Origin of the sequence: Marinobacter persicus (assembly GCF_002934325.1) — a bacterium.
Lineage (GTDB): Bacteria > Pseudomonadota > Gammaproteobacteria > Pseudomonadales > Oleiphilaceae > Marinobacter > Marinobacter persicus_A.
This window is the reverse complement of sequence record NZ_PTIV01000025.1, coordinates 38,844-62,907: the sequence shown is the minus strand read 5'-3', so window position 1 is coordinate 62,907 and position 24,064 is coordinate 38,844. Positions and strand designations below refer to the sequence as shown.

General features: G+C 59.7%; 22 protein-coding genes. 15 read left to right on the top strand and 7 right to left on the bottom strand.

Annotated features, from left to right (window positions below; all coding sequences use genetic code 11):
• Positions 1–65: 65 nt before the first annotated feature.
• Both BY454_RS12805 and BY454_RS12800 read right to left on the bottom strand, forming a co-directional pair.
• The gene (locus BY454_RS12805) at positions 66–257 is read right to left on the bottom strand and encodes a type II toxin-antitoxin system CcdA family antitoxin (protein WP_104416926.1); all 192 of its coding nucleotides are present in this window, start codon (positions 255–257) and stop codon (positions 66–68) included.
• Between the two features lie 74 nt (positions 258–331).
• Entirely contained in the window at positions 332–859 is a 528-nt protein-coding gene (locus BY454_RS12800; protein WP_104416925.1) for a DUF5615 family PIN-like protein, read from the bottom strand.
• A gap of 42 nt (positions 860–901) precedes the next feature.
• Here BY454_RS12800 and BY454_RS17140 point away from each other — a divergent pair, with 42 nt between their 5' ends.
• From BY454_RS17140 to BY454_RS12785, 4 genes are all read left to right on the top strand, one after another.
• A complete protein-coding gene (locus BY454_RS17140; RefSeq protein ID WP_308471505.1) occupies positions 902–1,057 on the top strand; it encodes a GDCCVxC domain-containing (seleno)protein in 156 nt (51 codons plus the stop codon).
• A gap of 78 nt (positions 1,058–1,135) precedes the next feature.
• Positions 1,136–1,807 carry a c-type cytochrome gene (locus tag BY454_RS12795; protein WP_219820634.1) on the top strand — a complete coding sequence of 224 codons (672 nt, stop codon included), beginning with the start codon at positions 1,136–1,138 and terminating at the stop codon, positions 1,805–1,807.
• A 19-nt stretch (positions 1,808–1,826) separates the two neighbouring features.
• Complete coding sequence (locus tag BY454_RS12790; RefSeq protein ID WP_104416924.1) at positions 1,827–2,819, top strand: c-type cytochrome; 993 nt, start codon at positions 1,827–1,829, stop codon at positions 2,817–2,819.
• Positions 2,820–2,904: 85 nt separating this feature from the next.
• Positions 2,905–3,171 (top strand): DksA/TraR family C4-type zinc finger protein, encoded by a 267-nt coding sequence (locus tag BY454_RS12785; RefSeq protein ID WP_104416923.1) that lies wholly within the window; start codon positions 2,905–2,907, stop codon positions 3,169–3,171.
• A 37-nt stretch (positions 3,172–3,208) separates the two neighbouring features.
• On the opposite strand, the gene BY454_RS12780 is transcribed toward BY454_RS12785, so the two are convergent.
• The gene (locus tag BY454_RS12780; protein WP_104416922.1) at positions 3,209–4,165 is read right to left on the bottom strand and encodes a 1-phosphofructokinase family hexose kinase; all 957 of its coding nucleotides are present in this window, start codon (positions 4,163–4,165) and stop codon (positions 3,209–3,211) included.
• 117 nt (positions 4,166–4,282) lie between these two features.
• Here BY454_RS12780 and BY454_RS12775 point away from each other — a divergent pair, with 117 nt between their 5' ends.
• The 6 genes from BY454_RS12775 (at position 4,283) to BY454_RS12750 (ending at position 10,710) form a co-directional block, all read left to right on the top strand.
• Positions 4,283–5,578: an MFS transporter gene (locus BY454_RS12775; protein WP_258075652.1), complete on the top strand. Its 1,296-nt coding sequence runs from the start codon at positions 4,283–4,285 to the stop codon at positions 5,576–5,578.
• Between the two features lie 136 nt (positions 5,579–5,714).
• A complete protein-coding gene (locus BY454_RS12770) occupies positions 5,715–6,644 on the top strand; it encodes an efflux RND transporter periplasmic adaptor subunit (RefSeq protein ID WP_181049705.1) in 930 nt (309 codons plus the stop codon).
• The gene (locus BY454_RS12765) at positions 6,641–7,570 is read left to right on the top strand and encodes an ABC transporter ATP-binding protein (RefSeq protein ID WP_104416920.1); all 930 of its coding nucleotides are present in this window, start codon (positions 6,641–6,643) and stop codon (positions 7,568–7,570) included. Before BY454_RS12770 ends, BY454_RS12765 begins: the two co-directional genes overlap by 4 nt.
• Positions 7,560–8,537, top strand: a complete 978-nt coding sequence (locus BY454_RS12760) for an ABC transporter ATP-binding protein (RefSeq protein ID WP_181049704.1) — start codon at positions 7,560–7,562, stop codon at positions 8,535–8,537. The genes BY454_RS12765 and BY454_RS12760 overlap by 11 nt, the downstream gene beginning before the upstream one ends.
• Positions 8,534–9,637 (top strand): ABC transporter permease, encoded by a 1,104-nt coding sequence (locus BY454_RS12755; protein WP_104416918.1) that lies wholly within the window; start codon positions 8,534–8,536, stop codon positions 9,635–9,637. Before BY454_RS12760 ends, BY454_RS12755 begins: the two co-directional genes overlap by 4 nt.
• Positions 9,634–10,710 (top strand): ABC transporter permease, encoded by a 1,077-nt coding sequence (locus BY454_RS12750; RefSeq protein WP_104416917.1) that lies wholly within the window; start codon positions 9,634–9,636, stop codon positions 10,708–10,710. Before BY454_RS12755 ends, BY454_RS12750 begins: the two co-directional genes overlap by 4 nt.
• Positions 10,711–10,725: 15 nt before the next feature.
• Here the strand turns inward: BY454_RS12750 and BY454_RS12745 are convergent, their stop codons facing one another.
• Positions 10,726–13,569 carry an AMP-binding protein gene (locus tag BY454_RS12745; protein ID WP_104416916.1) on the bottom strand — a complete coding sequence of 948 codons (2,844 nt, stop codon included), beginning with the start codon at positions 13,567–13,569 and terminating at the stop codon, positions 10,726–10,728.
• Positions 13,570–13,678: 109 nt separating this feature from the next.
• On the opposite strand from BY454_RS12745, the gene BY454_RS12740 reads away from it, so the two are divergent.
• Both BY454_RS12740 and BY454_RS12735 read left to right on the top strand, forming a co-directional pair.
• The gene (locus tag BY454_RS12740; RefSeq protein ID WP_104416915.1) at positions 13,679–14,998 is read left to right on the top strand and encodes an MFS transporter; all 1,320 of its coding nucleotides are present in this window, start codon (positions 13,679–13,681) and stop codon (positions 14,996–14,998) included.
• Between the two features lie 23 nt (positions 14,999–15,021).
• Entirely contained in the window at positions 15,022–15,594 is a 573-nt protein-coding gene (locus tag BY454_RS12735) for an acyloxyacyl hydrolase (protein WP_104416914.1), read from the top strand.
• A gap of 72 nt (positions 15,595–15,666) precedes the next feature.
• Here the strand turns inward: BY454_RS12735 and BY454_RS12730 are convergent, their stop codons facing one another.
• Positions 15,667–16,329, bottom strand: a complete 663-nt coding sequence (locus tag BY454_RS12730; protein ID WP_104416913.1) for a DUF2202 domain-containing protein — start codon at positions 16,327–16,329, stop codon at positions 15,667–15,669.
• A gap of 326 nt (positions 16,330–16,655) precedes the next feature.
• Here BY454_RS12730 and BY454_RS12725 point away from each other — a divergent pair, with 326 nt between their 5' ends.
• The 3 genes from BY454_RS12725 (at position 16,656) to BY454_RS12715 (ending at position 20,431) form a co-directional block, all read left to right on the top strand.
• The gene (locus BY454_RS12725) at positions 16,656–16,976 is read left to right on the top strand and encodes a rhodanese-like domain-containing protein (RefSeq protein WP_181049703.1); all 321 of its coding nucleotides are present in this window, start codon (positions 16,656–16,658) and stop codon (positions 16,974–16,976) included.
• A 14-nt stretch (positions 16,977–16,990) separates the two neighbouring features.
• Entirely contained in the window at positions 16,991–17,458 is a 468-nt protein-coding gene (gene ybaK, locus BY454_RS12720) for a Cys-tRNA(Pro) deacylase (RefSeq protein WP_104416911.1), read from the top strand.
• Between the two features lie 72 nt (positions 17,459–17,530).
• Positions 17,531–20,431 carry an FAD-binding and (Fe-S)-binding domain-containing protein gene (locus tag BY454_RS12715; RefSeq protein ID WP_104416910.1) on the top strand — a complete coding sequence of 967 codons (2,901 nt, stop codon included), beginning with the start codon at positions 17,531–17,533 and terminating at the stop codon, positions 20,429–20,431.
• 18 nt (positions 20,432–20,449) lie between these two features.
• On the opposite strand, the gene BY454_RS12710 is transcribed toward BY454_RS12715, so the two are convergent.
• Both BY454_RS12710 and BY454_RS12705 read right to left on the bottom strand, forming a co-directional pair.
• Positions 20,450–21,658: an efflux RND transporter periplasmic adaptor subunit gene (locus BY454_RS12710; RefSeq protein ID WP_104416909.1), complete on the bottom strand. Its 1,209-nt coding sequence runs from the start codon at positions 21,656–21,658 to the stop codon at positions 20,450–20,452.
• Positions 21,659–21,681: 23 nt separating this feature from the next.
• The gene (locus BY454_RS12705) at positions 21,682–24,060 is read right to left on the bottom strand and encodes an ABC transporter permease (protein WP_104416908.1); all 2,379 of its coding nucleotides are present in this window, start codon (positions 24,058–24,060) and stop codon (positions 21,682–21,684) included.
• Positions 24,061–24,064: the final 4 nt, after the last annotated feature.

Sequence of the window (24,064 nt, the reverse complement as noted above, 5' to 3'; positions counted from 1 at the left end):
ATTCTTCGGAGTATCGCTTTGCGCTCATCATCAACACCTGTAGATTTGCGTTTAGTGTAACGCTATCAGGCGTCTACTGTATCGGGGGCTTGCCACTCCCTTGTCTCGGCTTCGCGTTTTGAAAGCTCGTCTTTCAGAGCTCGTTTCAGGGTGGCAGGCAAATTAATATTCAGTTCCCGGATCGTACGCAGCAGATCGCTGTTGATTGAGAGGTTCGCTGCTTTTTTGGGGGCGGCTGAATTATAGAGGTCGGCCATGAGGGCCTCCGATAAAATCTGGAATACATGGCAGGCACTCACCAAAGAGAACCCTAATCGATCTGAGTGTGGAGTTACGTCCCTGAAGCGCCTGCTCTGCGCCAGCGGTTGAATTCCTCAAGCCTTTTCCGCATTCGCTTTACATGGCTGCCTTTCCAGTAGGTCTGCCGGCACGTCGGGCAGTGAAATACCCCCTGCTGGCCGGCGTCCGGGGGTGCCGACGAGCCGGGTAGGGGGCCTTGGTGGAGGGGGGTGTTGCAGCGTTTGCAGCGGGAGAAAGGCGCGTGGAGCCAGTCCAGGTTGAGCTTGATGGTGAGCTCCTGGATGTTGTCCGTCTGGCGGTCACTGATGAGCAGAAGCACATGCTGCGGGCCGTTCCGGTGAAGAATCAACTCTCTGTCACGGGTGACCAGCCAGCGGTTGTCCGCTGTGGCCATGGCAAGCACGTCCCGGTCCTCAGTGCCTTCCTCAGGCATATGAGTATCGTAACCCGCTATTCGCAGCCACTCTCCCAGGCCCCGCAGCATTTCATCGCAGACGAAACGGGGCGTATTCAGTGGGCACAGTATGCCGCTGTGTATTTCAGAGCTGTCTTTCCACATGTTGAATCAGGTCTCGGAGCCCTTCTTCGGGAGGGCCTGGTTATGGTCGACGTAGTCTTGGAATCAACTATTACATGTCCTGGCTGTGGCCGCCAAAAAACAGAAACCATGCCTACCGACTCATACCAGTATTTCTACGAGTGTGAGTCTTGCCACGTTTTACTGAAGCCCAAGTGGTACATTGAGGTGTTCAATTAGCAAGTCGTTTTAGTGCAGTTTCAATAAGATGGGCTAGGCTAAAAGGCAGCGTTATATTTTTGGTCAGGAGGTACCCGGATGCGTGGTCGCTACCGTTTTACGTGCGGACTGTTTGGTTTCTCATTTTTAATACTGTTGATGCCCACCATCAGTGCGGCTAACGAAGCCGGGAAAAAACTGGCGCTACAGGGTGGTGAAGGGGTGCAACCCTGTTCTTCCTGCCACGGCGCACAGGGTGGTGGAAATGCAGCCGCCGGCTGGCCGCGACTGGCGGGGTTAAATGCCGATTATATGGTCCAGCAACTCAACGCACTGGCCAATGGCACTCGGAGCAATCCGCTTATGGCCCCCATCGCCTCCTCGCTTTCAGAACAACAGCGTAAGGACGTGGCGGAATACTTCGCGAACCTGACTCCCCCGACCACACCACCCGGTGGGGACGTGGATCAGAAAATCCTGAAACGGGGCAAGGTGCTTGCTCAGCGCGGAGATTGGCAGCAGGGTATTCCCGCTTGTACCTCCTGTCATGGTCTCAAGGGGCAAGGCGTAGGCGCCGCTTTCCCATCGATTGCGGGGCAACCGGCAATGTACCTTCAAAACCAGATCAAGGCCTGGCAGTCCGGCAGCCGCCAAAATGACCCCAACGGTTTGATGGCCTCGGTTGCAAAACGTCTAAGTGACGAAGATAGCCAGGCGGTGACCGCCTGGTTCGCCTCGTTACCTGCTGAACCTTCTAAAAGCGATCAATAAACCGAACTGAGAGGCCACCATGACTGCAAAGGACATCAAACACCCCCTTCGTGGCATCCGGAATCCGCTGCTGCCAGCGGTGCTGGCGCTTTTTGCATTTTCAGTGAACGCCCAGGATGATGAGACGCTTACCAAACAGGTGGAGCTTGAACAGGCTCCAGCACCCGGCCCGGAGGGGTACCATCAGCCCCCAAGCCTCGACGATATTCCCGAGGGGCCTTTCGGTGATAGTGTTCGCAGTGGTTGGCAGGCGTTCGTGAATACGCGTCAACATCCGGAAGCCAAGCGCTTTGTCGGCAATAAGCAAAATTGCGGCAATTGTCATCTGGCCAGCGGTCTCGCGGCGAACTCCGCTCCTATGTGGGGCGCGTGGGGTATTTATCCCAAATACCGGGGCAAGAATGACCACGTCAACACCATGGACGAACGCATCCGCGGTTGTTTTACCTACTCGATGAATGCCGGCGGTTCTGAGGCCGGGGGGCCGCCTGAGCCCGATAGTCAGGTCCTCAAGGACATGCAGGCGTTCTTTTTCTGGTCGGCCAAAGGGGCTCCGATTGGCGAGAATCTGCCTGGACGCGGCTACGCGGCTGTACCCAAACCGGAAAACGAAATCAGCGTGAGTCGTGGTGAGGAGGTGTACCAGGATCAATGCGCCGTTTGCCATGGCAATGACGGCAGTGGGAAGTTTGCGGACGATGGACGCCAGATTTTCCCGCCACTTTGGGGGGCGGGAGCCTATAACTGGGGTGCTGGAATGCACCGGATCAACACAGCGGCCGCCTTCATCAAATACAACATGCCTTTAGGGAAGGCCAGCCCCGTGGAGAAGGAAGCCGCGCTGACGGACCAGCAAGCTTGGGATGTGGCTGCCTTTATCAACAGTCACGAACGGCCTCAGGATCCCCGTTGGGAAGGCAGCAAGGCCAGCACTGACGAGAAATGGCACACCCATCAATGCCTGTACAACGAGACCGTCAGAGGGCATACGTTGGGTGACGGCGCGGGTTAGCGACATCCTGGCGCCATTGGGCCCGTCTTACCCGGATGCTATCCTTCAGTATAGTGGTTTCAGTCACTCAGACTCTGGAGGGGCTATGGCAGGTGGATGGTCACGTGATGGCGCGGTTCAGGAGCAGATCGACGCCAGTGTTGAAGACGAGATTCAGCGCGCACGCAGTGAGTTGGCGGTAGGCGAGAGCGCCACGGAATGCGAGGAATGTGGCGCCCCGATTCCAGAGGCCCGCCGCAAGGCCATTCCCGGTGTTCGGCTGTGTATTGAATGTCAGTCAGCCCTTGAGAAGCAGGGTTCCCGTGCCGGGGGTATCAATCGCAGAGGCAGTAAGGACAGCCAGCTTCGGTAGTTGGGTGTGTGGCGTTGATGTCCGCAAATGGGCCGTCTCACAACGACAGCTGCGTGACCCGCACTTCACCACGCAGCCGATCGACCGTTGCCTTATCGAACAGCTCTGTCCCTGGCTGCATTACCGTTGCGGCACTGCAGGCAATTCCTTCACGTAGTGCATCCTGTTCTGAAGCGCCCTGTGCCAATAGGCCCACCATGCCAGCTACCATTGAGTCACCGGCCCCGACTGTGGAGCTTACGGGGACTGAAGGTGCTTCCCCTTTATAGACGCCTGATGGCGTTACCAGCAAGGCACCTTCGGCCCCCAAAGAAACACAGATCCAGGACACGCCCCGTTCTTGCAACCGGCGGGCTTCCCGGACAATTTCCTGTTCATTGCTTAACGGTTTTCCAGCTAAGGCTTCCAGTTCGAAGCGGTTTGGCTTGATCAGGAACGGCTGGGCTTCGACGGCATGCCTGAGCAAATCATCATGAGAGTCGACAACCGCTCGCCCTCCGGCTGCCTGCACCCGCCGCACGGCTTCGGCGTATAGGTCCTGTGGTAAGTCCCGCTGTAACGAGCCGGTGATAACGCCGAGCCCTTTGCCGCAATGGGTCACGAATTGGTCGAGCAAGTGGTGCCATTGTGCGGTCGACACCGCAGGGCCAACACCGCTGACCTCAAACTGGGCTCCCGTCAGGCTTTCGAGAATGGTGCCGTTGATCCGGGTTTCGCCGTCCACTTCCTGATAACTGACCTGGTCCAGTTGCGGCTCAAGCTGATGGCGCAGGAAGCGACCGATTTCGCCGGCGACAACACAGAACGTGCATGCTTGCACTCCGAGCCGTTTGAGACCACGGCCAACGTTGATTCCATTACCGCCGGGGTCATAACGGGAGTCCTGGGCATGGACTTTCTGGTCCGCAATCAGCTTGGGGATTTCATAGGTGATATCAACCGCCGGGTTCAGGCTTAAGACGGCCACGGGCAGTCGTGAGAATGCGTTGGCCATCAGGCGACTCCGAAAATCATGTGCAATCCTTGCCGGGTGATTTATAAACAGATTAACCCGCTAGACTGTGTTTGAGGAATCTGGTTTTACCAACGCCACCCATAAAAGGCGACTCCAATGAGCAAGGATACTCAGCAGCCACGCTCCCCGGAACTGCGTCATCGAATCATGGCGGGTTTCATTGGTAACGTCGTGGAGTGGTATGACTTCGCCGTTTACGGTTATCTGGCCGGGGTGATTGCGCCTGTGTTTTTTCCGGCTGGCAGCCCAACGGCGGCTCTTATCGGCACTTACGGGATTTTTGCCGCGGGTTTTATCATGCGCCCGCTTGGTGCGGCTGTTTTTGGCTGGTTTGGTGACCGCTATGGGCGGGCCCGGACGATGCAGATTTCAGTCATTCTGATGGCCTTGCCAACCCTGTTGCTCGGTCTGTTGCCTTCCTATGAGCAAGTGGGGCTGCTGGCTCCCGTGCTGCTGGTGCTGATCAGGCTGTTCCAGGGGCTTTCCGTAGGCGGGGAGTTTTCATCTTCAGCTACGTACCTGGTTGAAACTGCTCCCAAGGGTAAGCGGGGTATCACTGGGAGTTGGGCCAATATCGGTTCGATGACCGGCTCACTACTGGGCGTGGCTGCGGCGGCGCTAGTGACCAATGCCTTCGATACCCAGACTCTGGATGACTGGGCCTGGCGCCTGCCGTTTCTGGGTGGTGCCATTCTTGGCCTTTCTGCCATTCTGGTACGCCGGAATTTGCACAATTCCGAGCGTTTCACCCAGCACCACGAACTCCGGGATGAAACCTCCCCGCTTTTACAGGCGTTCACCACCAACCGCTATGAGACGCTGCTGGCGTTGGCGTTCGCCTCCAGCTATGGCACCTGCTATTACCTTGTCTTTGTGTATTTGCCCGAATGGCTGGCGGCGGAGCAGTTGATGGCGCGAAGCACTGCGCTGCTGATCAATACCGCGATGATGATACTGGTGATTCCTGCCATGCCTTTGTTCGCGGTGGTTGGTGACCGCTACATGAGGCGAAGAACCTGGATTGCGCTGTCTTTGTTGTTGCTGGCGCTCCTGGGCTGGCCTCTGCATGTCTGGATGCTGGATTCCGGCGGTTCGCTAACTGCTGTGATTGCCTCCCACGCGCTGGTTTTCCTGCTTCTGGCTGTGCCGCTGGGCTCTGCGCCTGCGCTCTTTGTGGAACTGTTCCCGGAGAGTGACCGTCTCTCCGGTTATTCCGTTGCCTTTAACCTTGGGCTGGGGGTGTTTGGTGGTCTTACCCCGATGATTGCGACTGCACTGATCGCGACCACGGGGATACTAACCACGCCGGCAATGTATTTGGCCCTGACAGCCTTTATTGCCGTGCTTGCCCTGATGATGATGCCGGATCGCAGCCGGGAGCCTTTGCGTTGATGGACAGGCGCCAGGGAAGTGGAAGTAAACTATGCTGTATCAATACAAGCCAACAGGGACTAATAACCTGATGTTTCCCGGTATGTTTTCTGCCAGAGTGTTTCGTTCGTTCCCTTCTTTTCTGCTCATCGGTTTATTGAGCCTGCTTGCCGGCTGTAGCCAGGATGCCGACGAGCGTCTTGTCCTGTCCGGCACGGTGGAAGCCCGGGAAATAACCCTGGCGTTCCAGGTTAATGGGCGTATTGGTGAGTTGTTGGTGGACGAAGGCGAGGCCGTCGAAAAGGGGCAGGAGGTGGCCAGACTGGTCCGCGACGATTATCAGGAAATGGTTGAACGGGCGCGGGCCGAGGTGGGAGTTGCCGAAGCCACACTGGCCAGCCTTCTGGCGGGCACCCGTAAGCAGGAACTGCAGGTGGCGGAAACCAACGTGCAGCAGGCCACGGCAGAGTTGCGTTTCGCCGAAGAAGAAATGCGGCGGATCAACAGCCTGGCGGAAAAACAATTGGCTTCCCGGGAAGTGCGGGACCAGACCCGGATTAAGCTGGACATCGCCCAGGCAACCTTGCGCCGGGCAAAGCAGCAGTTGCAGTTGCTTCAGGAAGGGCCGCGTCAGGAGGATATTGACCGCGCCCGGGCGGAGTTGAGTGCCCGGCGAAGTGCTCTGAAAACCGCTGAACGACAGCTGGCATACACCATTTTGGAGAGCCCCGCCGATGGCCTGATCACACTGCGCCAGGCAGAGGCGGGGGAGGTGGTTGGTATTGGTCAGCCCGTATTCCGGATGGCGAAATTGAGCCAGCCCTGGATTCGGGCTTACATCAATGAGACGGACTTGCCGGATGTGCGCCTGGGACAGCCGGTGACGGTCACCGTGGATGGTCTGCCGGACCAGACTTTTTCCGGAACACTCAGCTTTATTTCGCCAAAAGCGGAGTTCACACCGAAATCGGTCGAAACCCGTGAATTACGGGTGGATCTGGTTTATCGGGTTCGGGTGCAGCTGGAAGACCCGCAAGGGGTGTTGAAGTTGGGCATGCCAGCGGATGTCGTGTTTGAGGAACAATGAACGCACTTATTCAGGTGAACAACCTGCGTTTTGCCTACGGTGATGCCCCGGTGCTTGAGGACATCAGCCTGGACGTGAATGCCGGGGAAATCATTGCCCTGGTAGGCGCTGATGGGGCCGGCAAAAGCACCTTGCTGCAACTGCTGGTGGGGCAGCTTAAGCCCGACGAAGGGGAGCTTAGGGTACTTGGCCTGAACCCGACCAACCCGGACCTGCGAAGCGACCTGGCGTACATGCCCCAGGGCTTCGGTTTGTATCTGGATCTTTCGGTGCAGGAAAACCTGGCGTTCTTTGCGGATTTGCACGGAATGGACCGGGAACACTCAGCGACCAAAATCCGTGACCTGCTGGCCCGCACCGGGTTGAACGGTTTTGAGGACCGGCGTGCCGGCCAGTTGTCCGGTGGCATGATGCAAAAGCTGGCGTTGGCCTGTGCGCTGGTCACCGAGCCCAAGGTGATGTTTCTGGATGAACCCACCACTGGGGTGGACCCAGTCTCCCGCCGGGCTTTCTGGCGTTTACTTGAGGCGGTTCGTAACGACGGAGTCGCCATACTTTACGCCACGGCCAACATGGACGAAGCGGAACGCTGTGACCGGGTCACCATGCTGGATCAGGGCCAGGTGATTCGCCAGGACACGCCACTGGCCCTGGTGGCTGAGACGGAGGGCCAGCTGGTGTCGGTTCAGGGGAAGGGCGTGCGCGGGTATCGCGATGCGTTACGGGAGTTTCCCGGGGTTGCCTTCGTTTTTCCGGTTGGTCCGAGGCTTAACGTCTGGCTGCACTCGGGTATTCGCCTGGAGACCTTTCGTGAACAGTTGGCATCAAACTTCTCCGGGCTGGAAGTTCAGCCGTTGACGCCAACCCTGCACGATGCCGCGGTGCGACAATTGGCGTCGAGCGAAGAGGCCGGCCGTGGAAGCTGAAGAAAGATCCAGCCAAGCGTCTGCCCTGATTGATGCCCGGGGTCTGACCCGCCGTTTTGGCGATTTCGTGGCCGTTGATGGCATTGATGTCACCGTTGGCCCTGGTGAGGTCTTTGGCCTGCTCGGGGCTAATGGCGCCGGGAAAACCACCGCCATACGGATGTTGTGCGGCACCCTGGCGCCCACGGCAGGCAGCATTATGGTCGCCGGCCAGGATATGGCGCGCCACGCTCGTCGTGCACGGGGCCAGATTGGTTACGTGGCCCAGCGTTTCGCGCTTTATGGCGACCTGACGGTGCGTGAGAACCTTCGGCTGCAGGCCGGGTTGTACGGCCTGGCGGGAGGTCGGTCCCGGGAGCGCATCCAGTGGGCACTCACTCATCTGGCGTTGGCGGATGTGGCCGAGCGGATGGCCGGTATGCTTCCACTGGGTTATCAGCGGCGCCTGGCACTGGCAGCGGCCCTGCTGCACGAACCCAAGGTCCTGTTCCTGGATGAGCCGACTTCCGGCGTTGACCCCATGGCCCGGCAACAGTTCTGGGAGTTGATTTACGGGCTGGCCGATTCGGGCATTGCCATTCTTGTCACCACCCACTACATGAACGAGGCGCTGTTTTGTGACCGCATTGCGTTGATGGACGCTGGCCGCATTGTTGTCGAAGACGACCCGGCTGCGTTGGCGCACCGTTCACTATCCACACCCATCCTGTCGCTGAAGAGCGAGGGTGGTGGGACGCTGGTGCAGGAGTTGCGGCAATGGCCCGAGGTATTGGAGATGATCCCATCGGCCGGGCAGTTACGCATTCGCCTGCGCGGGGGGTGTGATGCCACGGCCCTGGCATCCCGGATTCGCGGACTGGCTGACGAATCCGGTGTGGCCCCTTTAAAACTCGAGCAGGTGGACCCTGAATTCGAGGATGTGGTGGTGGCGATTCTGGAAGCCAGCCAGCAGGAGCGAAGCGCATGAAGCTGCAACACGTACGGGCTATTGCCCGCAAGGAGTGGTGGCACCTGCTGCGGGATTCGCGCTCACTGATGCTGATTCTGCTGATGCCATCCATGCTGTTGTTCCTGTTTGCTTACGCGCTCAGCCTGGATATCACCAATCTGCCCATGGGCGTCTTGCAGGAGTCACACACGGCACGGAGCAATGCCATTGTCGCGCGGTTCGATGGCAGCAACGCCTTTGAGGTGGTTGCCGAGTACACGAACCGACAACAGCTACAGGCGGACATACAGAGCGGTAAGGTCGCCGCAGCCCTGGTGCTGCCTCGCAACCTGGACCAGGACCTGGCCAATCAGCGAGGGCAGATCCAGCTTATTCTTGATGGTGTGGATGCCAACAGTGCCCGCCTGGCAGAGAATTACGCACAGGCGATCATTAATGATTATCTGCGCACCGAAGGACTGGTGAACCTGCCCATCGAGATAGAGGACCGGGTCTGGTACAACGAAGCCCGGGAAAGCCGCATGGCCATCGTGCCGGGCGTGATTGCTGTGGTGATGGCGGTGATTGGGGCGCTGATGACCTCGCTTACCTTTGCCCGGGAGATGGAGCAGTCGAATCTGGTGATGCTGCGGACGACCGCTCTCACCAAAAACGAGTTCCTGCTGGGGAAGCTCATTCCGTACTTTGTGATTGGTATGGGGGACTTTCTGGTCGCGACCCTGGCGGCGGTTTATCTGTTTGATGTGCCTCTGCGAGGCTCGCCCATTGCGCTGACGCTGGTTTCAGCGTTGTTCCTGATTGTGGTGATGTTGCAGGGGGCGCTGCTCTCTTTGATTGCCGGTACCCAGATGCTGGCGGCGCAGATGTCTCTGGTATCCACTTTCCTGCCGGCCTTCCTGCTCTCCGGGTTTGTTTTCGCGATTGAGAATATGCCCCAGGTGCTGCAATACCTGACGTTGATTGTGCCTGCCCGCTACTACGTGGCGTTGTCCAAGCTGATTTTCCTCAAAGGGGTTTCACCGTTGGTGATCTGGGTTGAAGTGGTGTCGCTGTGCGCGATTTTGCTGGTGCTCCTGCGGGTGGTGACCCTGAAGGCCCGTAAGCTGGGGTTGCTATGAACGCGGTACGGCTGAGCCTGATTCGTCTTTGGGCATTGCTGGGCAAGGAGTTCCGGCAGATGCTGCGCGATCCGCGCATGCGTTTTTTTATCATTGTGCCACCGTTGGTTCAGTTGGTGATTTTTGGCTACGCCGCCACCTTCGATGTGCGGGTTGCCGATGTTGCGGTGGTGGATGAGGCGAACATTGCAGCCAGCCGGGAGTTGATCGACGCAGTGGCGGCCACGGGGCATTTCCGCCTGACTCATGTGGGTGATATGGACGCAGCCGAGCACTTGCTGGAGCGCAGTGACGTGCGCGCAATCCTGCGGTTTCCCTGGGATTTTGATGGCACCGGTCAGCTGCAGCTGATTGGTGATGGTTCCGATTCAAACAGCGCCCAGTTGGTGATGGGGCAGTTGAGTGCCACCCTGCGTGATCATTTGTTGCAGAATCGGCAGCCGCCTCTTGAGCTGATAACACGCGCCTGGTTCAACCAGAATCTGGAAGACCGCTATTACTTTGTGCCCGGCATCATGGCCAATGTGGTGCTGATCGCCACGATGATTCTGGTGGCCATGACGGTAGTTCGGGAGCGGGAACACGGCACGCTTGAGCGTTTGATGGTGACACCGCTGGCGAAGCTGGAATTCATTGTTGGCAAGCTGATTCCCGTTGCGCTCATTGGCCTGTTCGACGTGATATTGATCACCCTGGTGGCGGTTTACTTATTTGATGTGCCGTTTCGCGGAAGCTTTATGGCCCTGGTTGCCGGCACCATGCTGTATTTGATGAGCACTCTGGGCATGGGGTTGTTGATTTCCAGCTACGCCTCCACCCAGCAGCAGGCCATGCTTACCGCGTTCTTTTTCCTGATGCCCATGGTGATTCTTTCCGGCTTTGCCTTCCCCATTCGCAACATGCCCGAGTGGATTCAGTACGTTACTTATCTCGACCCCCTGCGGTATTACCTGGTGGTGGTTCGTGACCTGTTCCTGAAAGGCGGTGGCCTGGCCTCGCACCCGTTCCAGTTCGGAATGATGGGCCTGCTGGGCAGCTCCGCTTTGGGGCTCAGCCTGTTCCGGTTGCGGTAGGGGCACGGCTGCACGTCAGTGGGCTAATCGGTCCGGCTCTCCGGTCATCTCGAGGATCGCCTTGCGTGCGCGGTCCCGCAGTTGGACGGCGGATTTCCAGTCATCGCCTTCGGGTTCGATGGGGTCGCCGACGGTGACGTTTAATGGGCCAGGGCGGGGGTTCCATCGGTCTGCGGGCAGTTTCCGACGGGTGCCTTTGATGGCCAGGGGGATGACTTCTTGTTTCATCGCGGCAGCGGTCATGAAGGCGCCCATGTGAAACGGACGCAGGCCTGGGGCCGCGTCAAAGCTGCCTTCCGGGAAGAACAGGAGGCGACGACCTTTGGCGCTTTCGGCGATCCGGCGGGAATCGCCAACGCTGCTCCGGGCGTCGCCGCGCTCCACGGGTTCTATGCCCAGGCGCGTGAGGAAACGCTTCAGGAAGCGAACATTCATCAGTTCTGCCTTTGCCACGAAGCTCACCGGTTCAGGGATCGCGGCTGCCAGTGTCAGTGCGTCCAGATAACTTGAATGGTTGGCCACAAGGACGCAGCCCTCCGGGAGGTTGCGGAGCCGATCGCTGGTTTGTACGTCCAGCCGGGTGCCGGTAAGCAGGGCAAGCAACCGCCCGGCCCAATGGGCAATTCGCCAGCGCAATGAAAACCCGGGCAGGATGTTGATCAGCGCCCAGGCGGGCACTGCGATCAGCCCCAGCACGGCCCAGGCCCAACCGGAATAGAGCTTGCGGCCGATACTTCTGAGGTTCTGCGATGCCTGCTGGCGCCAGGTGCCCCTGGTCAGCCGGATCAGCTGCCGCCAGACGGGTTCGTTGTCGTTCTCCAGCTCCCCACGTTCGTAGCGCAACCGGCAGTCGTTGCGCCGCAGTTTGCCGCTGGATGTTTTCGGCACGGTGTGGGGGCGGACCATGAGCACTTCGTCCACTTCGATGTCCAAAGCGTCCATGGCGATTCGGTGGATTTTGTCTTTCACTTCGGCCAGTTTTTTCTCGTCTTTTTCCCGTGTTTCCGCCACTACAATCAGCCTTTCCCCGGAACTTTCCCCCAGCCCCGAGGCGAAGGCCGCTACGCAGCCCGAACGAACCAGGTCCAGCTCGCCCACGGCTTCTTCGATTTCGCTGGGGTAGATATTGCGACCGGCGCGGACAATCAGGTCCTTGTTGCGCCCGCTCAGGTAAAGTTCGCCGTTGGCGATGTAGCCCCGGTCGCCGGTGTTCAGCCATTGGCCGTCGAACAGCTCGTTGGTGTCGTCTTCATTCCGGTAATAGCCCCGGGTGGCCGAGGGACCGGTGAATTGCAGGTTGCCTTCCTGCCGTTCATCCAGTTCGTAACCATCGTTGTCCACAATGCGGATGTAATGGTGGGGGATGGCTTTGCCGCAGCAGACGATCCGGAGGGCGGTCGTGTCGTCGGGGGAAGCCGGCGTAGCTTCGCCGTCTTTCTGGAATCGTTCCCGGTCTATGGTGTCAATCACCGGTTCCCGGGTTTTTTCGGGAAAGACCAGGGCCACACAGTTCTCGGCCAGGCCGTAGACCGGTGCCATGGCATTGGCTTTGAAGCCCCATTGGCTGAAGCGTTCGATGAACCGATTGACGGTATCCGGGCTGACGGTTTCAGCGCCGTTAAAGGCGTGACGCCAGGAACTCAGGTCCAGCCCCTCCATCTCTTCGTCCTTGATGCGCTTAAGGCACAGCTCATAGCCAAAGTTGGGGGAGGGCGAGAGGGTGCCGCCAAAGCGGTCAATGGCCCACAGCCAGTAGTGAGGCCGGGTGAGAAACAGTAGTGGCGACATGATGACCAGGTGCATGCCGTACCAGAGGCTGGACAGGCAAGTGCCGATCAGGCCCATGTCGTGGTAAAGGGGCAGCCAGCTGACGAACACATCATGCTGGTCGGCGTTCAGCACTTCGTTGCCGGCCCCGATGTTGGCAAAGAGATTGGCGTGGCTGAGGATGACCCCCTTGGGATTGCCGGTACTGCCCGAGGTGTACTGCAGGAAAGCAATGTCGTCGCTCTTGGTGCCTGAGACGGGGCGGTCCAGGGGTTTTGCCCATAGCTCATCGAGGGTCAGCACATGTTCCAGTGAGGGCACCATGCCTTTGATGACGGCAGCCAGCTTCCGGGCCTCGGGTACGGTGATCATGATCCGCGCCTGGGCGTTGTTGAGAATGGCCGCTTGCCGTTTTAAATGTTCCTCGATGGCAGAAGCCCGCATGGGCGGGTACAGGGGCACGGGGATGGCATTGGCATAGAGCGCGCCCATGAAGCTGTAGAAGTAGTCGTGGCTGGTGGGCAGCATCAGGGCGATGGTGTCCCGTTGCTCGATGTCGTGCTGGAACAGGCCGTTGGCGACCCGCAGCGCGCCTTTGTGCAGGTCGCCAAAGGTCAGCGACTGGACGTCGTCGTAGCTTTTTACCCAGTGCAGGTAGGTGCGCTCGGGGTGCTCCCGCGCGTGCCAGCTAAGGGCTTGCTGGAAGGTGTCAAAATCGGGAACGGAGAAATGTTCGCGGTTTTGCTCGCCGGAATCGAGTGCGGTGTCCGGGTCCTGGTCTTGTATTTGGTCATCCTGGGCGGGCGTGGCAGGAGGTTCGCCCTTGAGGCGCATGACTTCCTCAAGAATATCGCGGGGGGTGTCCGCCTCGCTGAGTAGCTGTTCGGGTAGTTGAACCCCGAATTTCCGTTCCACGGATACCAGCAGTTCTGCCCGGGTCAGGCTGTCCAGGCCCAGATCGCTGTCGAGTTTGCTATCCATGGTGACTTCGGGGTGCAGCTCCCGGCTTTCCGGCATCGCCTCGGCCATGGTTTCTGAGACGGCGTTCACCATGTCTCGTTCCAGGCTTTGTTGATTTCCCGGTTTCGCCATGGACCCTCCAGACAAAGGATTCACTGACAGTTATAGTGAATAATCATGGGCTCCCCAAGTATAGGCTTACAAAATCACTTCGGCCCGTCGGTATCAACGGATTGTCTGTATGCAGCATCGGCAAGAACAGCAGGAGAAAGATGGCGCCACTTCGGCGGTACGCCCAAGGGCTTTGTGGTCCTGGGCACTTTATGACTGGGCCAATAGCGCTTTCTTTACCATCATTCTTACCTTTGTCTTTGCCCGTTACTTCAGCCAGGCGGTGGTAGGCGATGAAGTCGCCGGAACTGAGTACTGGGGCAATATTGTTGGCATCGCCGGTGTCGTGGTCGCGATTGGCGCGCCAGTGCTGGGTGCCATTGCGGACCGGTCCGGCCGGCGCAAGCCCTGGTTGATTGGTTTCACGCTGTTGTGCGTGGCCGCTTGTGCCATGCTCTGGTTTGTGCGCCCCACGATGGACGATTTCTGGTGGGCATGCATCTGGGTTGGCCTGGGGATTCTGGGCGCTGAATTCGCGTTTATTTTCTACAACACCATGCTGCCGGACCTGGCAGCCCCGGAGAAACTGGGCCGCTGGTCCGGCTGGGGCTGGGGGCTGGGTTACGTTGGCGGCGTAGTCTGTCTGGTGGTTGCGTTGTTCGGCTTTGTGGAGGCAGATCCGTCGTTCTTGGGGCTGAACCATGACGAGGCGGAGCATGTGCGGGCCACCTTCGTGCTGGTTGCGGTGTGGTACCTGGTGTTCGCGCTGCCGCTGTTTTTTCTGACCCCGGACCAGCCATCTACCGGCCTTTCCGCTGGCCAGGCGTTGCGGGCAGGATTGGGCCAGCTTCGTCAGTCACTGGCCCAGGCTCGGGAGTACGGTCATATCCTGCGCTTCCTGGTTGCCCGGATGCTCTATACCGATGGCCTGGCCACGGTGTTCACCTTTGGCGGGGTGTATGCCGCCGGCACTTTCGGTATGAGCCAGACCGAAGTGCTGCAATTCGGCATTGCCCTGAATGTGACTGCGGGCATTGGTGCACTTGGTTTCGCTTGGGTTGATGACGCCATTGGCGGGCGCAACACCATTTTCCTGTCTCTGGCGGGGCTGGCGGCTACCGCCACGGCCATCCTGCTGGTGGAAACCGAGCTCTGGTTCTGGGTCTTCGGCATGGCGCTCGGGATCTTCGTCGGCCCGTTGCAGGCGGCCAGTCGCTCTCACCTGGCCCGGGCCGCGCCGGAGCACCTGCGTAACCAGATGTTCGGTCTGTTTACCTTCTCGGGCAAGGCCACCGCCTTCGCCGGGCCGCTACTGGTGGGTGCCGTTACCGCAGCCACCGGCAGCCAGCGCTGGGGCATGAGCACGGTGCTGGTGTTTTTCGCGGTGGGTTTCCTGCTGATGTTGACGGTGCCGGATGCGGGGACGGGGCGGATGGAAAAAAACCGATAGAACAACAAAGGTGGCCGGGGTATATGGGCAGATTATCCAACCCTATGGGTGTCCTAAATCGGGTACTGGCGTTCGTTTTCTGTGTTCTCGGGCCTGCCGAAAGCTATGCAGATAGCCTGAGCCCGGAAAGCTACGGCGTGCGCAGCCGTATTTCTGAAAAGACCCTGCTTGGCAAAGATGCTCCCGAGGATTTTGAAGTACAGGATGTGTCTGCGAATTTTCGATGGCCATGGCTGAGTGGGGCCCGGTGGGGCTGGGAAACTGGTAGCCATTTGCTCGTAAGTGCGGGGCATTTGCGTGGCGCAGGAAAAAGTGCGCTCGTGGTTTCTGCCATTCCCGCATTTAACCTGACGCATAAAGGCACCCGTTTTAAGTTGGATGCAGGAGTTGGCGGCGCGCTGTTCAGCCGATATCAGTTTGGGACGCAAAATTTTGGTGGGCCTTTCCAGTTTGCGCTGACGGTGGGAATCGGCGTGCCTGTATACCACAGGCTGGGTATCGGCTATCGCTTTCTACATTATTCGGATGCCGGTGTTAATGGCACGGGCACAACCGGTGCCGATTTCCATATGATTGAGCTCAGTTATGGACTCTAGGTTCGGAGGTTGGCGTGAGCTTGCGCCGCACCCAGGCGGCACAAGCTCATTCTGAGTGGCTGATAGTGGGTTTTACAGGGAGCCTTCGTCTTCCAGTATCAGCTCGACTTCTTCAGGTTCCAGCAGTTGTGCCTCGTACGTCAGGCCCTGGTCTTCAATGACCTTTACGAAGGCCCGGAGGTGGCTTTTTGAGCCATCAAGCAGGTTGGAGTAGGCAAGGATTATCGGGCGTTCGTCCGTGCGGTTGATGGCGGCAAGGATATCGCGCATGTCCTTCTCTTCGATCAGGGCGCCGACATAGAGCGCGTTGATGAAGGAGTTTGCCCCTTCCGCAATCAGCTTGTCGTAAAGCGCCTGGAGCTCTTCGTTGGTGAACTCACCGATGGTGTCACTTACCACGGGATCTTCCACGCCAAATTTATCCAGCAGGTAGTCGACGGTACTGGTGTGGGTGTCTTCGGACAGGGCGATTTGCGCGAATACCAGCGTTTGGTTACCCCAGTATTCATCCATGGTCATATAGACGTCTCGCGCAAGCTTTTCTTCCTCGCGCATGTAACGGAGATCGTCGGTTTCTGTGCCGGTTAATTCGCTACTCACATCCAAGACAGAGTCGGTGGTTGAGCTGTCTGTTGTGTCTTGTCTGCCCTGACCAGGTGCTCCGGCAGCAATTACGGCACTGCTGGCAATGGTGGAAGTGATCAGTGTTGCGCAGAGAAGCGTTTTCACATTCATGGTTAATCTCTCTGGTATCAATAGTTAAGGGTCAGATTGACCTCCCTTCACGCTAGCCATGTTTGAATTTTTTGATTCCGTTTTCTGTATTGTCTCATTTGTGTCGATAAACGTCGCCATTATGGCTTGAAAATGCGGCAACGTGTCGCAGGTTGTCGGGTCTCAGTGTTTGCTGCCAGTGAGGGAGTTCAGTGGTTGATCACATCAGGCAACAGGTGAGCGGTTAGCCCGCAGCTGTTATTCTCATGAAACTCATGCGGTGAGGAAGGTAAATTTGTCCCTCCTCATGGTTTTTTGGTTAACAGATAAGTTCATAGGGCATGGTGATGGAACAGGTCATAACGAAAAAGGTGGAACCGGAAGAGGTTCACGAGCGCGTCGCCGCAGGCGCGGTCCTGGTGGACGTGCGAGAGCACGATTATTACAGCCGCTTCCACCTTCCCGAGGCTATCAACATCAGCGTGCGGGCCATCAATCTCCAGGCGCCGGACGTGCTTACCGACCGGGACCAGGAAATCATCTGTTACTGCAACGGTGGCACCCGCGGCCCTCGTGCAGCCAAGGCACTGATGGAGCTGGGGTATCGCAATGTGGCGGTACTGGAGGGCGGCCTGCGCCGCTACATGAGTATGTTTGAAGGGCAGTAATACGGGAAAACCAGATGACACCGGGAATCAACCTCGCCAGGAAACAGAAAATCACCCACACGGTGCATGAGTACACCCACGATCCGGACAGTGAATCCTACGGTCAGGAGGCGGCGGACAAGCTTGGCGTGCCAGCCTCGCGGGTGTTCAAGACTCTGGTCGTTAGCCTCGATAACAAAACGTTGGCGGTGGCGGTGCTGCCGGTTTCCGGCATGCTGAGCATGAAGCAGATTGCGCGCGCCGCCGGGGCAAAGAAAGCCACCATGGCGCCGCCGGCGGATGTGGAGCGGGCCACGGGCTATGTGTTGGGTGGTGTGAGCCCTCTGGGCCAGAAGAAACGCCTGAAGACCATCATTGATGTTTCCGCTGCGGATTACGACACTGTGTATATCAGTGCCGGGCGTCGTGGGCTGGAAATCGAGCTTAGCCCGGACGATTTGAAAAGCCTCACCAACGCTGTGTTGGCGGAGATCTGTCAGTAAGCCGTATCAGATCCTGTTGGCACGGTGGTTGGGTGAATGTTTGTCTGACAACCGCTCACAGGAGCCGACTCCATGGCGAAAACGCAGCAAGATCCCTCCGGTAACGGCGAATTCCCCACCGATCTGGCCGAGGCCCTGAAAGCCCGGGTGCGCGGTGATGTGCGGCTGGAGCCGGCGGATCGGGCGCTTTATGCCACCGATGCCTCCAATTATCGCCAGGTGCCGCTGGGCGTGGTGTTGCCACGGGATGATGCCGATGTGGAAACCGTGGTGGCCCTGGCCCGTGAATATGAGGTGCCACTCCTTGCTCGCGGTGCCGGCACCAGCCTGGCGGGGCAGACTTGCAACGCGGCCATCGTGCTGGACACCTCCCGCTACATGAACGACATCCTGCACCTGGACCCGGAGGCCCGCCACGCCGATGTCCAGCCCGGCGTGGTGTGTGACCAGCTGCGTAACGCCGCCGAAGAGCACGGCCTTACCTTTGGCCCGGACCCCTCTACCCATACCCATTGCACCCTGGGCGGCATGGTGGGCAACAACTCCTGTGGCGCCCATTCGGTGATGGCGGGCAAGACCGTCGATAACATCGAATCCATGGAGGTGCTGACCTACGACGGCCTGCGCCTGACCGTGGGCCCCACCTCCGAGCAGGAACTGGAAGAGATTATTGCCGCCGGAGGCCGCAAGGGCGAACTCTATGCCGGCATGAGAGACCTGCGGGACAAGTACGCCGACGCCATTCGCCAGGGCTTTCCGCAGATCCGCCGCCGGGTCTCCGGCTATAATCTGGAAGCCCTGCTGCCGGAAAACGGCTTCAACGTGGCCGAAGCATTGATCGGCACCGAAGGCACCTGCGCCATCACCCTGTCGGCGCGGGCCAAGTTGATTCCCAGTCCGCCGCACCGGGTGCTGGTGGTGTTCGGGTACGACGACATCTGCCAGGCCGGTGATGAAGGGCCTGCGATCATGGAGACCGGGCCGCTGGCACTGGAAGGTATCGACGACCAGATTGTCTCGGATATGCGCCGCAAGGGCTATGGCCTGAAAGCGCTGGAAGGGCTGCCGGAAGGCGATGGCTGGTTGCTGGCGGAGTACGGCGGCGACACCTTCGAGGAAGCCGAGGAAAAGGCGGAAAAGGCCCTGAAACGGGTGGGCGAGCGCTGCCGGGACAGCCGTATCTATACCGATACCGCTGAGGCCAACCTTGTGTGGTCGGTGCGCAAGAGTGGCGCGGCGGCTACCAACGCTTTCCCAGGTGAGCCCGAGACCTATCCCGGCTGGGAAGACGCCGCCGTGGATCCGGCCCAGGTGGGGCAGTACCTGCGCGACTACCGGGCATTGCTGGACCGCTACGGCTACCGCTCCTCCCTGTACGGGCACTTCGGCGATGGCTGTATCCACGGCCGGGTGACGTTCGACCTTTCCAGCCACGAGGGTGTGAAAAAGTGGCGGGCGTTTACCGAGGAAGCGGCCGATCTGGTGGTCTCCTACGGGGGCTCGCTGTCGGGCGAGCACGGCGATGGCCAGGCCAGGGCAGAACTCTGGCCGCGCATGTTCGGCTCGGAGCTGATGCAGGCGTTTGCCGAATTCAAAGCGTTGTGGGACCCGGGCCACCGGCTGAACCCCCACAAGCTGATCGAGCCCTACCGCATGGACGAGAACCTGCGGGTGGGCCCGGACTCTAGCCAGATGGACCCGAAGCCGTTGTACTTCACCTTTCCCAAGGACCTGGGCAGCTTCGCCCAGGCGGCTGGCCGCTGCGTGGGCGTGGGTAAATGCCGCAGCGGCTCGGGGGGCATCATGTGCCCGAGTTTCCGGGGCACCGGGGAAGAACAGCACTCCACCCGGGGCCGGGCGCGGCTGCTGTTTGAAATGCTGGAAGGCGACCCGGTGGACACCGGCTGGAACTCGCCGGCCGTGCACGATGCTCTGGAGATGTGCCTGGGCTGCAAGGCCTGCAAGCACGAGTGCCCCGTGCAGGTGGACATGGCCACCTACAAGTCCGAGTTCATGGCCCATTACTACGAGCGTAACCGCCGCCCCAAACAGGCCTGGACGTTTGGGCGAATCCACGAATGGTCCCGGCTGGCGGGGTATGCCCCGAAGCTGGTCAACACCCTGACGGGCCTTCCGGGCATTAACCAGGCCGTGCGTGCCGCCACCGGCATGTCTGAGCATCGGGAGCTGCCGAAGTTTTCCGACCAGCCGTTCACAAAAAATTATCAATCACCGGTGCCCGCCAGGGGCGATCGTCCAACTGTGATGCTCTGGCCGGATACCTTCAACAACTTTCTGGATGCCGGCGTGCCAGGCTCGGCGAAGCGGGTTCTGGAAGCGTTGGGGTACGAAGTGCAGCTGCCGGGCAAGCCCCTGTGCTGCGGTCGTCCCCTGTACGATTACGGGTTCCTGGATAAGGCCCGCAAGCGTCTGGAGCAGACCATGAGTGTGCTGGAACCGGCGATTCAGGCCGGTATTCCGGTGGTGGGCGTGGAGCCCTCGTGCATGAGTGTGTTCCGGGATGAACTGCTGAACTTCTTCCCGGACGATGAGCGGGCCAAGTGGCTTTCTGAGAACACCTGGCTATTGCCGGATTTTCTGAACACTCTGGAGCTGCGGGCCTGGCCAACGCTGGAAGGCGACGTGCTGTTGCACGGCCATTGCCACCAGAAAGCCTTCGATGGCATGGACGGTACCCGGGCGGTGTTCGAAAAGCTGGGGTTGACGGTCAGCACGCCGGATACCGGTTGCTGCGGCATGGCCGGCGGTTTCGGGTTTGAGGCGGACAAATACGAGGTCTCCCAGCGTATTGCCGAGGACGTGCTGCTGCCGGCGGTGCGTAATAGTGGGGAAGATACGTTTGTCGTTTCGGACGGCTTCAGCTGTCGGGAGCAGATCCAGCGGGGTACGGACCGTAACGTGCTTCACAGCGCCGAGCTGCTGGAAAAGGCGTTCTGCCCGCAACAGAGCTGATCGTGATGGCTGAGTGATTCAGCGGACGCGCACCCGGTCGCCGTCAGACAGTTCGCGGCCCGGGTGGCGGACCACCTGGTCACCCTCGCCCAGGCCGTCTGTGACCGCCGTGGTTAGGCCATTGCTCTGGCCGGTTGTGATGGCTTGTAGGTTCGCCACGCCATCGCGGACCACAAAGACCGATTGCGAACCGTTGCGCTTGAACACAGCGGAGGCGGGCACCTGCAGGGTATCGTCGCTCTGCCAGAGGATAAAGTCGGCATCCACCCGGTAGCCATCTCCCAGTTGTGCCCACTGTTCGCGGGGGCTGACCATGTCGGCAATCACCTGCACCCGTTGTTCCTCGACGCCCAGTGCTGAAATATCTTCAAAACCCACGGGTTCCACTCGGCGAACCACCGCCTCCAGTGTGGGGCCGCCCCAGCCGCTGAGCCGCGCCGGCGTTCCGGGAGATAGTTTTACCGCATCAAAACTCAGCACATCCACCACCACTTCCAGGGCGCCGGGATCACCTACTTCAACGATGGGCTCACCGGCCTGGATCACCCCTTCGCTTTCCCGGGAGAGGTTCAGTACCGCGCCGTTCACGGGTGAGCGCACGGCCACCCGTTCGGCCGGTTTTTCGCCATTTTCATTGGCGGCGGAGATGTCGAGACGGGTCTGGGCGGCGGCCAGTTCGTGTTTGGCCACTTCTTCATCGAAACGGGCGGATCTGAGAATCGCGTTGGCCCGCGAGGCTGTGGTCCGGGCCTGCTGCAGTTGTTCGGCAGAGACAAAGCGGGAGTCGGCCAGGCGCTGCAGGCGCTGGTATTCCGACTTGGCGAAGTCAGCCTCCGCCTCGGCAGCCGCGACTTTCTGGCGAATCGATTCCAGTCCCGCCCGTGCGGCCTCTACCCGAGCCACGGCCTCGGCACGGCTGCGGGCATCGAGAACGCCAACCGGCATGGGGTCTACCCAGGTAAGTAATTCACCGGGAATCACAGGGTCGCCCACCTCCAGTTGGGGGCGATGCAGGTAACCGGTGACTGGTGAGGAGACCTGGTAACGGTCCTTCACCTGGGTTTTGCCTTCCTCCAGCAGGGTAACTTCCATGGCGCCCCGTTCCACGGTGGCCAGGTCCACCCAGACCGGCTCCGGGCGCAGGACGAAGACAAACGCCGCGACGGCAAGTACAGCCAACACCGCCCAGAAGATCCGCTTTCCCGTGATTCGTTTTTCTTTTGCCATGGTCCGTTCCGTGAGAAGGATGTTTATTCCCGGGTTTTCAGTACCGCTACCAGGTCCAGTTTACGCAGCCTTAGCCAGGTTATGAAGCCGGACGCCAGCGCCGAGCCAATCACCACGCAGGCGGCCAGTGCCAGGGTTTGACCGGTGATGATCAGTGGCACCCGATAAAGCTCCGTTTGCAGGGCGGTGACCACCAGTTGGCCCAGAGCGGCGCCAATCAGCCAGCCCAGCGGAATGCCCAGTACCAGTAGCAGGGCCAGTTCGCCCAGCAGGATATGGGCCACTTCAGGCTGGTTGTAGCCCAGTACTCGCAGGCTGGCCAGATCCCGGGCGCGTTCGGCCAGGGAAATCCGGGCGGTGTTGTAGATAACGCCAAAGGCGATGACGCCGCCCAGCAGGCTGATGATGAACGTGTAGGTCAGGAAGGTTTTGGCCAGGGTGTCGAAAAAGCTGTCGAGCATGGCCTGGCGCTGGTTGGTGGCCATTACCCGAGGAGTGTCCCGCAGGCGCTGGTAGACCTCGTCCTCTGCCTCCGGCTGCAGATTCATCAACACCTGGTTGACCACCGGGCCTTCCCGCAGTGCCCTGTTCATGGCTTCAAGGTTCATATACGCACCCACGCCAATGAATTCACTGGTGATGCCGGCTACCGGGAGTGTCAGGGTGGGGCGATGTTGTTCAAGCACACGTACTTCCACCAGCTCGCCCGGCGCTACGTGCAGGCGCTGGGCCAGGAAATCGGTCAGCAGCAGGCCGCTGGTGGGAATGCTGACATTATTCAGTTCACTGTCCACCACGAACTGCAGGCGGGCGTTGTCGGGCAGGCCGGTCAGGCTGGTGCGCCAGTCACGGTGGCCGCTGACCAGTTCCACCGCCACCGTGCGGCGACCTTCGGTGTAGAGTACGCCGGGTTGGCGGGCCATGCTGTACAGGGCGGCCTGGTTGACCGGGTCGGTCAGGGTTGCGGTGAGATCCTGTTTCTGTACCCGGGCAAATTGTGTATACACCATCAGTTCCACGGAGTTGAACTGGAAATTGCCCACCACCACAATGGCGGTCGCCATGGCGATGCCAACGACTGACAGTCCGGTGCGGCCGGGTCGGCGTGCCAGTTGACGGACAATCATTCGTGAGGGCTGGCGGAAGTGTACCAGCGAGAGTAGTCGTTCAATCCGGGAAACGTTGTAGCGGGCCGGTCCTTCCGGCTGCATGGCTTCGGCCGGTGGCATGGATGCGGCCCGCCGGATCGCGCGCCAACCACCGAGCCAGGCCACGAAGAGACTGATTACCGCCAACATCAGAATCCAAAGGGGGTTAATGCGGAACAGCAGGGCCGGAAACCGATAGTATTCCATGTACAACTCACCCAGCGCGCGGCCCAGCCAAAGGCCGACGCCGTTGCCAATCACCAGGCCAATGGCGGCAATGGTCAGCACCAGTTGGGTGTAGTGCCAGGCGATCTGCCGGTTGCTGTAACCAAAGGCCTTGAGGACTGCGACGATATCGCGTTGGGTGCTGATCAGCCGGCCAATGACCACGTTCAGCAGGAACATGGCCACGCCCATGAAGATGGCGGGAAAAATGATCGCCATGACCTTGAGCTGTTCCAGCTCGTCACTCAGGAACCGGTGGGAAAATTGATCCGCGCGGGCGTAGGCCCCGGTACTGCCGTAGCGGCCGAGCAACCGGTCCAGGCGGTCGATTACATCAGCCACGGGGTGATTGGGCGCGGTCTGCAGCACCAGGCTGTTAAAAGCCCCCTTCAGATCCATGGCCGAGGCCAGGGCTTCCCGGGACAGCCAGAGCACGCCGAAGCGCTGGTAGTCCGGCAACATGCCGCCGGGCGGGATTACGTAGATGAATTCCGGGGATTCGGCGATGCCCACCACCGTCAGAGACTGTTTTCGGCCGTTGATTACGGCGCTTAGGGTGTCGCCCGGTTGCAGGTCGTGGGCGTCGGCGAAGCTGCCGATAATCACGGTTTCCTGATTACGACCGGGGTCGGGCAGCCGGCCCTGGCGCAGGTGAAGCCGGTTCACCTCTGGCTGGCCTGTGGGCGGCAGAGACACCAGACGGGCCGAAACCGGATCATCAAAACCGGCCACTTCCAGTTTGGCCGCACCTTCCACCCGGCCACTCAGCCGATGCACGCCGGGCATCTGCGCGACCTGTTGCAGTAAATGTCGGGGTGCCCGTTTCAGGGACACGAAGACATCGGCAAACTGCTGTTCCTGATAGTACTGCTGCCGGGTGGCATCCAGGGAGGTGTAATTCACGATCGATAGCAGGCACACCGCGATGCCTCCGGCAATTACCAGGGCAATGGCCAGTACCTGGCCCCGGATCTGCCAGAGTTCCCGGCGAAGTTTGGTGTGAAGGATGCTGTCGCCAAACCCGAACATGGTG

Coding starts and splice junctions, on each gene's coding strand:
- BY454_RS12805 (WP_104416926.1), bottom strand. CDS start 257: ATGGCCGACCTCTATAATTCAGCCGCCCCCAAAAAAGCAGCGAACCTC.
- BY454_RS12800 (WP_104416925.1), bottom strand. CDS start 859: ATGTGGAAAGACAGCTCTGAAATACACAGCGGCATACTGTGCCCACTG.
- BY454_RS17140 (WP_308471505.1), top strand. CDS start 902: ATGGTCGACGTAGTCTTGGAATCAACTATTACATGTCCTGGCTGTGGC.
- BY454_RS12795 (WP_219820634.1), top strand. CDS start 1,136: ATGCGTGGTCGCTACCGTTTTACGTGCGGACTGTTTGGTTTCTCATTT.
- BY454_RS12790 (WP_104416924.1), top strand. CDS start 1,827: ATGACTGCAAAGGACATCAAACACCCCCTTCGTGGCATCCGGAATCCG.
- BY454_RS12785 (WP_104416923.1), top strand. CDS start 2,905: ATGGCAGGTGGATGGTCACGTGATGGCGCGGTTCAGGAGCAGATCGAC.
- BY454_RS12780 (WP_104416922.1), bottom strand. CDS start 4,165: ATGGCCAACGCATTCTCACGACTGCCCGTGGCCGTCTTAAGCCTGAAC.
- BY454_RS12775 (WP_258075652.1), top strand. CDS start 4,283: ATGAGCAAGGATACTCAGCAGCCACGCTCCCCGGAACTGCGTCATCGA.
- BY454_RS12765 (WP_104416920.1), top strand. CDS start 6,641: ATGAACGCACTTATTCAGGTGAACAACCTGCGTTTTGCCTACGGTGAT.
- BY454_RS12755 (WP_104416918.1), top strand. CDS start 8,534: ATGAAGCTGCAACACGTACGGGCTATTGCCCGCAAGGAGTGGTGGCAC.
- BY454_RS12750 (WP_104416917.1), top strand. CDS start 9,634: ATGAACGCGGTACGGCTGAGCCTGATTCGTCTTTGGGCATTGCTGGGC.
- BY454_RS12745 (WP_104416916.1), bottom strand. CDS start 13,569: ATGGCGAAACCGGGAAATCAACAAAGCCTGGAACGAGACATGGTGAAC.
- BY454_RS12740 (WP_104416915.1), top strand. CDS start 13,679: ATGCAGCATCGGCAAGAACAGCAGGAGAAAGATGGCGCCACTTCGGCG.
- BY454_RS12735 (WP_104416914.1), top strand. CDS start 15,022: ATGGGCAGATTATCCAACCCTATGGGTGTCCTAAATCGGGTACTGGCG.
- BY454_RS12730 (WP_104416913.1), bottom strand. CDS start 16,329: ATGAATGTGAAAACGCTTCTCTGCGCAACACTGATCACTTCCACCATT.
- BY454_RS12725 (WP_181049703.1), top strand. CDS start 16,656: ATGGAACAGGTCATAACGAAAAAGGTGGAACCGGAAGAGGTTCACGAG.
- ybaK (WP_104416911.1), top strand. CDS start 16,991: ATGACACCGGGAATCAACCTCGCCAGGAAACAGAAAATCACCCACACG.
- BY454_RS12715 (WP_104416910.1), top strand. CDS start 17,531: ATGGCGAAAACGCAGCAAGATCCCTCCGGTAACGGCGAATTCCCCACC.
- BY454_RS12710 (WP_104416909.1), bottom strand. CDS start 21,658: ATGGCAAAAGAAAAACGAATCACGGGAAAGCGGATCTTCTGGGCGGTG.
- BY454_RS12705 (WP_104416908.1), bottom strand. CDS start 24,060: ATGTTCGGGTTTGGCGACAGCATCCTTCACACCAAACTTCGCCGGGAA.